The following is a 13,183-nucleotide window of genomic DNA, read 5'->3' on the forward strand; positions in this document are numbered from 1 at the left end:
CTCCCTCGGGGGCGTGCCGGCCATCTACCGCCCCAGCTCCCGCACGGTGACCGGCCGATGAACTTCCCTCTGTGCGGTCCTCGTCCCTGAACGAGTGACCGGCCGATCAACCCTTCCCCCGCGCCGCCGAAGGTATGGTCATGCACTTGGCCTATACCGGGATCACCACTCCCCACCATGCGAACCATGCCCCGGAGTGAGCGGGACTTCCCCGGACCATGGCGTACGGACGGCCAATGGGTTACATGTAGTCGCAATTACTATCTCCCATAGGAATTGTTGCGAGAGCTCGCAGAAGGAAGGGGATGGCTGTGGCAGTGAGCGAGGGAGGGCCACGCGCTCGATACCGGGAGCAGACGCGCGGGGAGATCAAGGAGATCGCGCTGCGTCAGCTGGCCGAGGGTGGCATCTCCTCCGTCGCGCTCACCCGCATCGCCAAGGAGCTCGGCCTTTCCGGGCCCGCGCTCTACCGCTATTTCGGCAGCCGTGACGACCTGCTGAACGCGTTGATCCGCGACGCCTACGACGATGCCGCCCAGGACATCCACGCCGCCGCCGACGGCGCGGCCGGTCAGTCGCCCCGCGCCCGCCTGCGGTCTCTGGCCTGGGCCTATCGGGCCTGGGCCGTCGCCCATCCCCACCGCTATCTCCTGATCGCGGGCACCCCGCTACCGGACTACACGGCCCCGGCCGACACCGTGCGGCGGGCCCGCGCGGTCCTGGGCCCGTTTCTGACGGTCTTCACCCATGGAGAGCCGACTCCGGCGGTGCTTCCCCTCGTCAGGGAACTGCGCGACTGGGCGCGGCACGAGCCGGCGGTCGCCGCCTGGGTCGCCGAATGGGTCGCGGAGAGCGGGAAGCCGTCAGACGGAGACGCGGACGCCGAAGGCACGGCCGGAGACGCGGATGCCGGCGTCGGCATCGACGCGGACGACGCCGGACACGCTCTGGCCGGAGCCATCCTGGCGTGGTCTCGCATGCACGGCACGGTCAGCCTGGAGGTCGCGGGCCAGTTCACCGGCATGGGCCACGATCCGCGCACCCTGTTCGAGGCTAACGTCGACATGCTCGCCGACGCCTTCCGGCTCACGTGACCACGACGGTGAACCGTACGTCGTGAGCGACGCCCGCCGCGGCGAAGGTGAGCAGGCGGCGGCCCTCCTCCTCCAGCGCGGCGTGGTCCGGGACCGGTTCGAAGAGCTCGATGGCGAGCACCGCGGTGTCCTTGCTCTTCTCGATCTTCCAGGTGCCCCGGACGGAGCCGTCCACGAGCACGGTGGGTGCGACCAGCGCGCCCACGCAGATCCGCCTGCGGTACTCGGCGGTCATCATGCGGGTCCGGTCCGCGTACGCGATGATCAGGTTGTCGAAGTCGGGCAGGAAGCGCGGCGGAGCCGGAGTCCCCGGATCGGGCAGTACGGCGTCCGGCAGGTCGAACAGCTCGTTCCCGGCCTCGTCGCGGAAGACACGCAGCTCGGGCCGGAGCTGTTCCACGTCGGCGTCCAGCCGGCGCAGGCCGGACCACATCTGCAGATCCCTGACACTCGCCGGGCCGAAGGCGGCGAGGTAGCGGCGGACGAGTTCGTCCACCCGCGGCCCGGTCTCCATGGGGACGCCGAGCCACTCCTCGGCCAGTGTGAACGGGGTCGCGCCGCCTCTGCCCCAGGTCCCGCTGGGGGGCTCGTGCACCACGGTTGCGAGATCGGATCCGGCGCTCTCAACTCCGGCGGCGATGATTTCGCCAGGGTCGCCTGCCGCGGTCTGCGGAACGCCCGGACACGACGTCCGCCGGGCGGCGGGATTACGGTTTCCCGCCATGTCATTCGGCGGTTCGCCCCCATGGCCCGCGACCTGACGATTACCTAGCGTCGTCCTCGACGAGAAACGGGGACAACCATGATCAGCTTGCGAGGATTGAGCAAACGCTACGGTGACAGGCTCGCCGTCGACGACCTCTCCCTGGACCTCAGGCCAGGAACCGTCACGGGGTTCCTGGGTCCCAACGGGGCGGGCAAATCAACCACGATGCGGATGATCCTCGGCCTGGACCGTCCCACGACGGGTGTCGCGCTTGTCGACGGCCGTCCCTACGCCGCCTACCGGCACCCGCTGCGGAAGGTCGGCGCGCTGCTGGACGCCCGCGCGGTTCACCCGGGCCGCAGCGTACGGGCTCACCTGCTGGCCCTGGCCCGCAGCAACGGCATCGCGCCGGGCCGGGTGGGCGAGGTGCTGGAAAGCGTCGGGATGGAGGCGGCCGCCGGACGCCGGGCGGGGGCACTGTCGCTGGGCATGAGCCAGCGGCTCGGCATCGCCGCCGCGCTGCTGGGCGACCCCGAGGTGCTGATGTTCGACGAGCCGGTCAACGGGCTCGACCCGGACGGCGTGCGCTGGGTCCGTCACCTGATGCGCTCCCTGGCGGACGAGGGCCGTACGATCTTCGTCTCCAGCCACCTGATGAGCGAGATGCAGCTCACCGCCGACCACCTGGTGGTGATCGGCAAGGGCCGCCTCATCGTCGACGCGCCGCTGGCGAAGGTGATCGCGGGCAGCTCGCTCAGCGCGGTCCTCGTCCGCAGCCCGCACGCCGGTGACCTCGCCACCCTGCTCACGGCCGCGGGCCTGCGCGTGGAACGCACCGGAGACAACGACCTCGTCGCCAGTGGCGCCACCATCGAGCGGGTCGGTGACCTGGCCTTCGACGCGGGCGTCCGGCTGCACGAGCTCAGCACGCGCGAGGCCTCACTGGAGCAGGCGTACCAGGAACTGACCGCCGGTAGCGTCGAGTACGGCGCACGGACAGCAGGAGGGTGACCGATGATCGACCTGACAACGGCGGGCGGCTTGCGGGGCGCCGTCGCCTCGGAGTGGATCAAGCTGTGGTCGCTCCGTTCGACCTGGTGGTGCTTGGTGAGCGGGGCCGCGCTCCTGGGGCTCAGCGCACTGACCCTGGGTGGCGGCACGGCGACCAGTCTGCTCAACGACGGGGTGAGGGGAGTGACGCTGCCGGCGGGGGAGTCGGTGATCTCCGCCGTCACCTTCGCGCAGTTCGCGTTTGTCACCGTGGCGATGCTGGCAGTCACCGGTGAGTACGCCTCCGGTGGCATCCGGATGACGCTGCAGGCCACGCCGGTCCGCGGTCACGTGCTCGCGGCCAAGGCGCTGGTGCTGGTCCCGGTGATGCTGGTGGCGGGGGTGTTGTCCGGCAGCGCCGCGGCGGTCGCCGTCTACCTGTTCCTGTCCGTTCCCCCGTTCGGCGGCTACGGCGCCCTGCCACCCGCCGAGACCACGATCGACATGCTGAGCGTCGGAGTTTTTCTCGTACTGGTGTCCCTGATGACGCTCGGCGTGGGGACGGCGATGCGCAGCGCGGCGGGTACGCTCACGACGGCGTTCTTGCTGCTGATGGGACTGCCGCTGATGCTGGCCATGACCGGCGTCGGACCACTGGTGAGCCTGTCGCTGCGAATGCCCATGTTCGCCGGGCTGGCGTTCATGGACAGCTCCGACAACCTGACCGGGGGGCCCATGCCGTACGGACGGGTGGAGGGACTGCTGTGGCTGCTCGGCTGGACGGCGGTGGCGCTCGCCGCCGGTCACGCGGTCCTGCGACGCAGGGACGCCTCGTAGGGTCCGCGTCCGCGCGCGGTCCTGCGACGGAGGGACGCCTCGTAGGGTCCGCGTCCGCGCGCGGTCCTGCGACGGAGGGACCCTCCGTAGGGTCCGCGTCCGTGCGCGGTTCCGAGGTGCGGGGACGCTCCGTAGGGTCCGCGTCTCTGTACGGTTCTGCGGTGCGGGGACGCCTCGTAGAATCCGCATCTGTGTTCAGAAACCGGGTTGCTCGAGGGCTTGCCGGAATTCTGGCCGGCCTTCTGACGGGGATCGTCGAGCTCGTTTTCCTGCTCCTGGCCGGGGTCACCCTGGTGGCGCGGAGGCCCGGCGTCATACGGGTCGCCGACCGGTTGGTCGCACTGGAGCGTGCCCGGCTGGCGGCGTGGTTCGACCACGACACCACCGCGGCGGACCCGCCACGGAGCGGCTACGGTTACCTCGCACTGCGCGCCGTGGTCGGCGTGGTGGGCGGTTACGTCGTCCTCGCCGGGCTGTTCCTCGGCTTCCTCTTCCTGTTCGGCGGTCTGTGGGCGCTGCTCACGGGTGAGTCCGACGAGGTGCCGCTGGTGTTGCCCGGTGTCTGGCTGACGACCAGCAGCTGGGCGATCGGCCTCACCGGCGGGCTGGTGGTGGTGGCGCTGGTCGGGCTCTGGTGCCTCGTGATCATCGCGGCCGAGCGGCGCCTGGCCGACCACTTCCTCGGCCCGGGAAGGCAGGAGGTGATGCGGCGGCGCATCGCCGAGCTGACCGCCACCCGTTCCGGCATCGTGCGCGCGGTCGACGACGAGCGACGGCGGATCGAGCGCGACCTGCACGACGGCGTGCAGCAGCGGGGCGTGGCGCTGTCGATGCTGCTGGGACGTGCCAAGCACAGCGACGACCCCGTCAAGGTCGCCTCGCTGGTGGACCAGGCCTACACCGAGTCACGCCGGCTGCTCGACGAACTGCGCAGCGTCGCCTGGCGGATCTACCCGACCGCGCTGGACGAGCTCGGGCTGCGGGCCGCGCTGGCCGGGGTGGCCGAACGTGCGGGCGTGCCGGTCACCGTCCACTACGGCCTCGCCGAGCGTCCGGTGTCGGAGGCGGAGACCGCCTTCTACTTCGTCGCGCGCGAGGCGATCACCAACGCCACCAAGCACGCACAGGCGCGCGACATCCTGGTCGTCCTGACCCAGGACGACCATACGATGAACATCGTGATCTCCGATGACGGGCACGGTGGAGCCGACCCGTCGGGCAGCGGATTGGCCGGGCTGGAGCGCCGGATCCTGGCGCTCGACGGCCGCTTCGAGGTGGACAGCCCGGCCGGCGGGCCGACCAGGATCACCGCGACCCTACCCAGGGCGGTGCCATGCGAGTGATCCTCGCCGATGACTCGGTCCTGCTGCGCGAAGGCCTGTCCCGGCTGCTTGAGGACGCCGGCCACCAGGTGATCTCCTCGGTCGGCGACGCCTCCGCGCTGCTCGCCGCCGTGTCGCGGGACCGGCCCGACGTCGCGGTCGTGGACGTACGCATGCCGCCCACGCACACCGACGAGGGACTGCGGGCGGCACTGGAGATCCGCGACCGCTGGCCCGGCGTCGGCGTGCTGGTGCTGTCGCAGTACGTCGAGAAACCGTACGCGGCCAAGCTGCTCGCCGGGGCCACCGAGGGCGTGGGTTACCTGCTCAAGGATCGGGTGACGGAGGTGGCGGAGTTTCTCGACTCGCTGGAACGGATCCGCGGGGGCGGGACGGTCTTCGACCCGGAGGTGGTCCGCCAGCTGCTCGCGCGCACCACCCACGTGGACCCGCTGAGCAGGCTCACCGGACGTGAGGCCGAGGTGCTCAGGCACCTGGCGCAGGGCTTCGTCAACGCCGCCATCGCCGAACGCCTGCACGTGTCACTGAGCACGGTGGAAAAACACGTCAACGCCATCTTCGACAAGCTCGGCCTCCTCCACACCCCCGGCTACAGCAGAAGGGTGCTGGCGATCCTCCGCTACCTCGACGAGTGATCGGGAGCCTCCGTCTTCGCTGGAGCAGGTCGAGCACGGAGATCGACGCCGACGTCTGATCCATGGTGAAGACCATGGATCAGACGTCGGCGTCGGACTACAGGGAGTTTCGCGCCCTTTTGACGACTTCCTCTACGGTGAGCGGATCCTTGGGGTGGTGGCTCAGGCACATGGGTACCTGCACCTTCACGAACGGCATGCCCTCCACGGCCGTGTAGAACTGGCCGGACCTCAGCTTCGAGATGTCGGTGACGTGGCTGCCCTTGCCCCGAGCCAGTTCCCTCGCCGCGTCGATCTGGGCCGGACTGTTCAACAGGCCGAAGAACTGGGTCGTGGCGTTCCCCGGAATTTGGTTGTGCAGCCCCTTCGGGGCCTGGGTCGCGAACACGAGACCGAGCCCGTACTTACGGGCTTGGGACGCCAGTGCCAGCGTGCTTCTTGTGCAGGCGGTCAGCGCGCCGGACGGCGCGAACGTCTGCGCCTCGTCCATCACGAACAGTCCGCCCAGCGGCCGATCGCCCGCCGGGTGCTTCTTGATCCAGGCGAACAGCGCCATCTGGAGCTGGTTGACGAAGCTCTGCCGCTGAACGTCCGACTGCAGGGCGGCGAGATTGATCACCGAGACGCGTGCTCTCTTACCCTCCAGCGGGGTCAGCAGGAGACCCGGATCCACCGGCACGCCGGTGCCGCCGAACATCGGATCGTTGACCATGGCCGCGGCCAGGATCTGGCCCAGGTCGGCGGCGAGCCTGTCCGCGTTGGCGAGGCCGCTCACCCCGTCGGGCAGTTCCGACAGCATGTCGATGAGACCTTCGAGACTCGTCGGACGACCCTGCCGTGCGTAGTACTTGAGCGTCTCCCTCAGCACCGCCTGCCCCAGCTGAGCCTTGTGGGTGTTCGCGTTGAGCTTGGCCCTCGGCACGATGGACGCGACGGCGACCTCGATCGCCTCGTTGAACTCGTCGGCGTCGTCGAGGACGCTCGCGAAGTCGGGCAGGGGCTGGAAGCTGAGCGGGCGTCCCAGACTACGTCCCGGGGTCCAGACCACGACGTCGGTGTTCGCCAGGTAATCGGCGGCCCGAGCCTCGTCACCCGCAGCCCAGTGCTCCGGAGCCTCCGGCCAAGGATCTCCCAGCCGCGCCAGGTCGTTGTTGGGATCGAGCACGATGGCGGAGACGCCCTGGAGCGCGCACTTCTCGATCAGGTTGCGGATGAGCACGGTCTTCCCCGACCCGGACCCGGCGAAGATCGCGGTGTGCTTCCTGAGCGACTCCAGCTCGACGCTGACAGATGCGTCGTTGTCGATCGCCTTGCCGAGCGCGATGTACGGCACGGGGCTCGTGGTGAAGCTCGTGGTCGTCACCGTCGAAGGGGGCTGTGTCGCGAGCGTGGCCTGGACAGGACGACCGCCGGGGGAGACGTGTGCCGGAAGCACGACCGCGTCAGGACGCATTCCGGGAGTGGTGTAGCCGGACCTCTCGCCGGGAGTGGGCCGGTCGGGTTGTCCACCGGGAGTGGTGGGGCTGGACTGTTCGTCAAGGGTGGGTTGGTCGTATCGGCGAGAAACGCTGTGACCGTGCTGCTCGTCGGGAACGGTCCAGACATCACCCAGTGCCTCGCCGAGCAGTTTGACGTCACCGGTCGGTCTCCGCGTGGTCAGCCATGCCTGCAGGTGCGGAGGCTTCTCATGGAGCAGATCCCGGAGGGCGGAGAGGATCCTGAGATCCTCAGGGTCCACGCGGAGGATCCTTCCGCCCGCCTGCTCGAACGCCGCGACGGCCTCAAGGGTGCGAGGTCCCCTGCCCCAACTCGCGTTCCGCAGCAGGAACAACCGGCGCTTCGGGATCTCGGCGTCCAGGCCCGCCGCCATCGAGGCTTTACGCAGACGGTTCAGCGCGGCGGTGGCGTTTTCTGAAGCGATCGCGCGAAAGCCCCAGTGCGCCTCGTCCTCGGTGGTCTCGTCCAGGCTGCGCCGCAGGCGCGCATGCAGGGGAGGTTTCGAACTCGGCGGAGGATCCTGGTTGAACACCTGTCCGGCTTCGCCCTGCTCGGCGATCCATACGGTGAGCCCTGCAGACAACAGAGCCGGCATTGCCGCATCCTCGGTGCTAGGGGAGAGAGCCGCCGTCACGTTCGCCGTGTCTCTCAGCTCCGCGAACCGGGCGTCAAGAGCGATGAGATTCTGCGGAGACGGATGCAGTATCGGGACGGGCCTCGGCTTCACCACGACGCGACTAGTGAGATGTTCCAGCTCTTTGATCTCGTCGTTGAGCAGGCACGACTGGATGTGCTCGTCAATTTTGATCAGTAGTTGCCGTGGCGTGAAACCGGAGACGCGGTCGAACGCGGATGTTTTCACCGGCCACGTCGGGTAGGGCGGCTCGAAGCCAATCTCACGGAACCGAGCCTCGAACCGTTTCTCGATTAGGGCACGGCCGGTCTCGGCATCAGGAATCGTTTTGAGCTGAACCGCTTGTCGGAACCGGTCGCGGACGGTGTCGGTTGCGAATTTCTCGATGAGAATCCAGGTCGGGGGAATGCAAGAGACGACCGTCAATGTCCGGCGAGTGACCTCCCGTAGCGACATCAAGCCACCCGCGACCTGTTCGATCATGATCATCTCACGCCAGTCTGGAGCGGCGTCACCAGCAGTAGACATCGAGGATTGCGCGATGAGCATGTCGATCTGGTCGACCGCGATGATGGACGGGCCGGTGAGGGCGAGAAGGCGCGATAGGTCTCTGACAATCTCCTGAGGCGTCCTCTGAACCTGTCGTATCCCCCACTGTGCGCGCTCACCCGGCCCTTCTTCGGGGGCAGAGGACAAGAAGGATTCCCCGATGTCTTGCGCTCTCAAGTCATCGGATGCCAGCAGTACGAGGGCTCTGGCGGTGTCCTGGCCGACTGACTCTGGCTTGCTGAACCGGCGTAACGCATCGATGAAGGTGTCGAGATTCGTCTTCGACAGCGCCGAGTTTCCGACCACTGTACGCCGTACCATTCGCGATACGTCGACCAGAGACGACAGTCGCTCCAGGAAGATCGTAAGTTGGCTTTTTCCGTCGCTCCGCTTGCGAGACAGACTATCGAGCATGGACACCACGGTGCTTTCCCAGAAGCCCTTGGCATCCAGCAGGCTGACCAGAAAAAAGTAGCCGTCATCTTGCTGCACCTTCTCGCGAACCCAGCCAAGCAGATGCGTCTTGCCCGCACCCCGTTGCCCCTGAAGGACCACCCCGATCGGGCTCGCGTCGGCGCTGTCCTTAGCCTCGGCCAAACTGCTCAGGAGAACGTGCGTGCTATGCCGGTGCAGGCCCTCCACGTGAAACTGCGGGGAGCGCCATACGTCGTCAGGCACCTGGGCGTAGTTGAATCTGAGCGCGAAGAGGGCGCTCCGCTCGGGACTCGTCATCACACTCCGATCCAGAGAAGGTGCTTCTCCTGATCCCCGATAGTCACCGCCGCGTCCCGGTCCTGCTGGGTAAGTTTTTTCTGATTCGACTCGGGAACGATGTTCACGTCCTGCATGTCGTTCATCTGTGTGAGCACGTCATCGACCTTCTCTCGCGTGGCATCACCCAAAAGCGGACGGAGTTCCGTGAGACTCACCCAGGTGCCGGGCTTGCGGGCCAATTCGATATAGGCGGTGCGGATGCGTGACTCGACATCCAGATCCGACGCCGGCTCTGGCATCACATCAAGCTCCAGCTCTACCTCAGGCTTCGACGTCATCTCCAGCTCCACGGCTGACGCGGGCGAGGCTGTGACAACCGAGTCATCGTGCGGTTGGAAGATGTCGGCGAGCCTGTGATCGGTCCGCTTCATGAATCTTTGAAGGCCGATCAGCAGGGCGCGGGCCATGGCCCCTGCCGATCCCGGGAGCACCGGGACCGTTCCCGCGTGAAGTTCCTCGGTCATACGCGCCCATCCCAAGTCGGTCAGTACGTGCGCGTACGCGCCGCGCTTTACTTTCCGGCTGTCGACCAGCTTCAGGTCGTTCAGATGGATGCGCTCGTTCCCCGTGAGCGTCAGACCGTAGCGTTCCTTGAGCTCGGGATTGGAAACCTCGTCGGCCTCCACCATCAACACCACAAGGGCGGAAAGCTCGGGGACCGACAACTTTTTATCGGACATGAATTACCCTTCCAAGGCTTCAAGGCGGCGGTTCTGGAGGAACCGCTTTATCTGGTTGATCACTGCTGCCGTGTCGGTCATAACCTGGACATTGGTGAAGCGCAGTACGGCGTAGCCGTCCAGTTGGAGTTGGACGTCCCGTTGCCGGTCCGCCGCGTATTTGAGGGGGGCGCCATGCTCGGGACCGTCGACCTCGACGACGCATCGCTCATCGCGCCACAGCAGGTCCAGCCGTACGGGGTTGGTGAGCGGATTCGACTGGTAGGTCTGGTTCCATGCCCGGCCCGTCGCCCAGTCCCGCGAGATCAGAGCGGTCTCCAGCGCCTGCTCGGCGATGCTCGCCGGATGAGGGATCCCGATGACGGCGGGGTAGGTGACGGTGCGGGCGACCCGAGCGGCGGGCGGCCTCCGTACTGCCGGCTCCGGAAGGTCGCGGGCGAGGCTCACCACCGCCGGGGGAAGGCGGACCGTCATCGTTTCGACCCGGTCGACGGTGACCAGCGGGGCACCGGTGAGCCAGACTCCGAGCTCGCCTCGGTGGGCGAGCCACTCGCACCCCGCGACGAGGACCTCCTCCGCGGTCGCGGAGAGACCCGTCGGCACGTGCACGAGGATCGACGCCTGAGAACGACCAAAACTGGCGGCGAGCACGCGGGCGAGGCCGACGACGCGCACCTCGGGAGTGAACCTGGCGGATCGACGTGTCCTCCTCGCCGACGGCGGCGAGGAGCCGTGGAGGGGCGACCTGGCCGGATCGACGCCACGCGAGGACGGCTCGGCGCCGCGAAAGGGCAACCCTTCCGGCTCGGCGCGGCCAGGAGATGACCCGGCCGGGCCGGCGTTGCGGAGGGACGGCTCGGCCAGGTCGACGCCGTGAAGGGACCGCTCGGCCAGGTCGGCGAGGAAGGGGCCGAAATGGCCGGTCACGGACGCCGTTCGCAGGGCGAGTGCGCGTACGGCACTCCTGCCCGCGCCTCCGGGCCCGTCGATGCCTTCCGCGCCCGGCAGCCATGCCGGAAACAAGCTAATAGCAGCCTTTTCAAGCTCGCACAGTACCGAGGTCACCATTTCCGCCACGGATCGTGTGTCATCCGCGAAGTAGGTGACAACCGCGGGAGCGTCATCGGGGAGAGGGTCCAGTGACAGTGCGATGGTGTCCGCATTGGTGCCGTGAAGACACACGACGCGGCCTCTCGGCAGTTCTGCCCACGACCGCGTCACGTGGCTTCCCCTGATTTCCTCATGTGCCGACTTTGCCGAGGTTATACGGCAGTGACAGAAGAATGCAGGTGGTTTGGCGGAGAATGCGAAATTCGTTCGACTTATGAGATGAAGGAGAGGCCAATGGTGTTTCCGTCCCGGGGCGCGGCCGGGATCTCAACGTCGCGGCACCGCGCGTTTCGCCGTCGCTGACAGGCCCCGGTATGTGCCTCGTGTCGGAAATCGACGCTGGTCAGAGGGATCTCGCATGCGGCCGGCGCCGCGCTCCGGCGGTCGTCGCCGATCCGGTCTGACAGCCGCCGCCGTCTCCTGTCAGCGCGCGGTCTGCCCGCTGTAAGCGGCGGCGGGCATCGTCATGTTCATCGAGAACGGCGAGGTTCCGAAGAGGAGAAAACGATGTCGTATGCGATCCAGGCCGAGGGCTTGGTCAAACGGTACGGGAACATGGTCGCGCTGGACGGAGTCGACCTGGAGGTGCCGGTCGGCAAGGTGATCGGCGTGCTCGGCCCGAACGGGGCCGGCAAGACCACCACCGTGCGGATCCTGGCCACGCTGATGCGCCCCGACGGGGGCCGCGCCACGGTCGGTGGCTACGACGTGATGAAGGACCCGGTGCGGGTCCGCGGTCTGATCGGGCTCACCGGACAGTACGCCTCGGTGGACGAGAGCCTGTCCGGCAGGGAGAACCTGGTGCTGCTGGGCCGCCTCCTCGACATGTCGAAGCGGAACGCCAAGGCGCGGGCCGTGGAGTTGCTGGAGCGGTTCGAGCTCGTCGACGCCGCCGACCGGCCGATCAGCACCTTCTCGGGAGGCATGCGCCGCAGGCTGGACCTGGCGGCGAGCCTGGTCGGCAGGCCGCAGGTGCTGTATCTGGACGAGCCGACCACCGGGCTCGACCCCCATGCCCGCAACGAGGTCTGGGAGGTGGTCCGGCGGCTGGTCGCCGACGGCACCACCGTGCTGCTCACCACGCAGTACCTGGAGGAGGCCGACCAGCTGGCCGACCGGATCACCGTGTTCGACCACGGCCGGGTGGTCGCGGAGGGCAAGCCGGGAGAGCTGAAGCGGCGGGTCGGCGGACAGACGCTGCAGGTACGCCCGACCCTGGCCTCCGATCTGGACGAGGTGGGCCGGATCCTGGCCGAACTGACCGGCGCCGCCCCGGCCCGTGACCTGAACACCGGCCTGCTCACCGTGCCGGTCGCCGACCCGATGCTGGTGTCCGCGCTGGTCAGAAGGCTGGACGGGGCCGGTGTCGCCGTCGACGAGCTGGGCCTGCGCCTGCCCAGTCTGGATGAGGTCTTCCTGGCGCTGACCGGACGGCCCGCCGAAGAGTCCAAGCGGAACACCCAGCAGAACCCCATCGCTGAGAGGAACGTGGCATGACCACCACCACCATCGCCCCCGCCGTCATCTCCGGCACGCAGCCGTCCCCGCTCCGCATCGGCCCGGCCAAGGCCGTCCGGCACGGGCTGGCCCTGGCCGGGCGGGGCATCGTCAAGATCGGCAAGTCTCCCGCGCAGCTCATCGATGTCATCCTGACGCCGATCGTGTTCCTGCTGATGTTCGTCTACCTCTTCGGCGGTGCCATCGCCGGTGGCGACGTCGCCGGCTACCTGCAGACGATCACACCGGGGATCATGGTGATGACCGTCTTCCAGGCCAGCATCGGCATCGGCGTCTCCCTGAACGCCGATGCGAGCACGGGCGTCTTCGACCGGTTCCGCAGCATGCCGATCGCCCGGTCCGCGCCGCTGGTCGGCGCCGTGCTCGCCGATCTCGTCCGCTACGTCGTCTGCCTCGCCGTGCTGCTGACGCTCGCGACGGTCATGGGCTACCGGGTGCAGACCAATCCGGCCGCCGCGCTGGCCGCGATCGCGCTGTTGATCGCGTTCGGGATGAGCTTCAGCTGGATCTCCGTGTACGTCGGCATGCTGATGAAGACGCCCGGGTCGGTGCAGGGCCTGATGACGGTCCTGGTCATCCCGCTCACCTTCGCCAGCAACGTGTTCGTCCCGTCCCAGACGATGCCGGGCTGGCTGCGGGTCTGGTCGGACATCAACCCCGTCAGCCTGATGTCGGACGCCCTGCGCGGCCTGCTGAACGGCGGCGAGGTCGCCGGGCCGCTGTTCGGCAGCCTCGTCTGGATGGCCGGAGTGGTCGTGGTGTTCTTCCCGCTGGCCATGCGGGCCTACCGCAGGAACGCGGCCTGATCCCCGCCCC

Annotated in this window: 11 protein-coding genes; 7 read left to right on the forward strand and 4 right to left on the reverse strand. The window is 68.0% G+C overall.

Annotated elements, in window-relative coordinates:
• Positions 1–305 precede the first annotated feature (305 nt).
• Complete coding sequence (locus CHC08_RS26645; RefSeq protein ID WP_089210105.1) at positions 306–1,094, forward strand: TetR/AcrR family transcriptional regulator; 789 nt, start codon at positions 306–308, stop codon at positions 1,092–1,094.
• On the opposite strand, the gene CHC08_RS26650 is transcribed toward CHC08_RS26645, so the two are convergent.
• Positions 1,087–1,818, reverse strand: a complete 732-nt coding sequence (locus CHC08_RS26650; protein WP_089210106.1) for a winged helix DNA-binding domain-containing protein — start codon at positions 1,816–1,818, stop codon at positions 1,087–1,089. The two genes, CHC08_RS26645 and CHC08_RS26650, sit on opposite strands and share 8 nt — an antisense overlap.
• A gap of 78 nt (positions 1,819–1,896) precedes the next feature.
• On the opposite strand from CHC08_RS26650, the gene CHC08_RS26655 reads away from it, so the two are divergent.
• The 4 genes from CHC08_RS26655 to CHC08_RS26670 all read left to right on the forward strand — a co-directional run bounded on the left by CHC08_RS26655 (position 1,897) and on the right by CHC08_RS26670 (position 5,605).
• Complete coding sequence (locus CHC08_RS26655) at positions 1,897–2,811, forward strand: ATP-binding cassette domain-containing protein (protein WP_089210107.1); 915 nt, start codon at positions 1,897–1,899, stop codon at positions 2,809–2,811.
• A 3-nt stretch (positions 2,812–2,814) separates the two neighbouring features.
• Positions 2,815–3,627 carry a hypothetical protein gene (locus CHC08_RS26660; RefSeq protein WP_089210108.1) on the forward strand — a complete coding sequence of 271 codons (813 nt, stop codon included), beginning with the start codon at positions 2,815–2,817 and terminating at the stop codon, positions 3,625–3,627.
• A gap of 191 nt (positions 3,628–3,818) precedes the next feature.
• A complete protein-coding gene (locus tag CHC08_RS26665) occupies positions 3,819–4,970 on the forward strand; it encodes a sensor histidine kinase (protein WP_179282227.1) in 1,152 nt (383 codons plus the stop codon).
• Entirely contained in the window at positions 4,961–5,605 is a 645-nt protein-coding gene (locus CHC08_RS26670; protein WP_089210110.1) for a response regulator transcription factor, read from the forward strand. The genes CHC08_RS26665 and CHC08_RS26670 overlap by 10 nt, the downstream gene beginning before the upstream one ends.
• A gap of 97 nt (positions 5,606–5,702) precedes the next feature.
• Here the strand turns inward: CHC08_RS26670 and CHC08_RS50815 are convergent, their stop codons facing one another.
• The 3 genes from CHC08_RS50815 to CHC08_RS26685 all read right to left on the reverse strand — a co-directional run bounded on the left by CHC08_RS50815 (position 5,703) and on the right by CHC08_RS26685 (position 10,762).
• A complete protein-coding gene (locus CHC08_RS50815; protein ID WP_218825499.1) occupies positions 5,703–7,697 on the reverse strand; it encodes an ATP-binding protein in 1,995 nt (664 codons plus the stop codon).
• Positions 7,698–9,016: 1,319 nt separating this feature from the next.
• The gene (locus CHC08_RS26680; protein ID WP_089210112.1) at positions 9,017–9,739 is read right to left on the reverse strand and encodes a hypothetical protein; all 723 of its coding nucleotides are present in this window, start codon (positions 9,737–9,739) and stop codon (positions 9,017–9,019) included.
• A gap of 3 nt (positions 9,740–9,742) precedes the next feature.
• On the reverse strand, positions 9,743–10,762 hold the full coding sequence (locus CHC08_RS26685; protein WP_179282228.1) for an endonuclease domain-containing protein: 1,020 nt from the start codon (positions 10,760–10,762) through the stop codon (positions 9,743–9,745).
• A 594-nt stretch (positions 10,763–11,356) separates the two neighbouring features.
• Between CHC08_RS26685 and CHC08_RS26690 the strand changes: the two genes are divergently transcribed.
• Together CHC08_RS26690 and CHC08_RS26695 are read left to right on the forward strand one after the other, a co-directional pair.
• Positions 11,357–12,346 (forward strand): ATP-binding cassette domain-containing protein, encoded by a 990-nt coding sequence (locus tag CHC08_RS26690; protein WP_089210114.1) that lies wholly within the window; start codon positions 11,357–11,359, stop codon positions 12,344–12,346.
• The gene (locus tag CHC08_RS26695; RefSeq protein WP_089210115.1) at positions 12,343–13,173 is read left to right on the forward strand and encodes an ABC transporter permease; all 831 of its coding nucleotides are present in this window, start codon (positions 12,343–12,345) and stop codon (positions 13,171–13,173) included. The genes CHC08_RS26690 and CHC08_RS26695 overlap by 4 nt, the downstream gene beginning before the upstream one ends.
• Positions 13,174–13,183 lie beyond the last annotated feature (10 nt).

Origin of the sequence: Streptosporangium subroseum, from assembly GCF_900188345.1 — a bacterium.
GTDB classification, from domain to species: Bacteria; Actinomycetota; Actinomycetes; order Streptosporangiales; family Streptosporangiaceae; genus Streptosporangium; species Streptosporangium subroseum.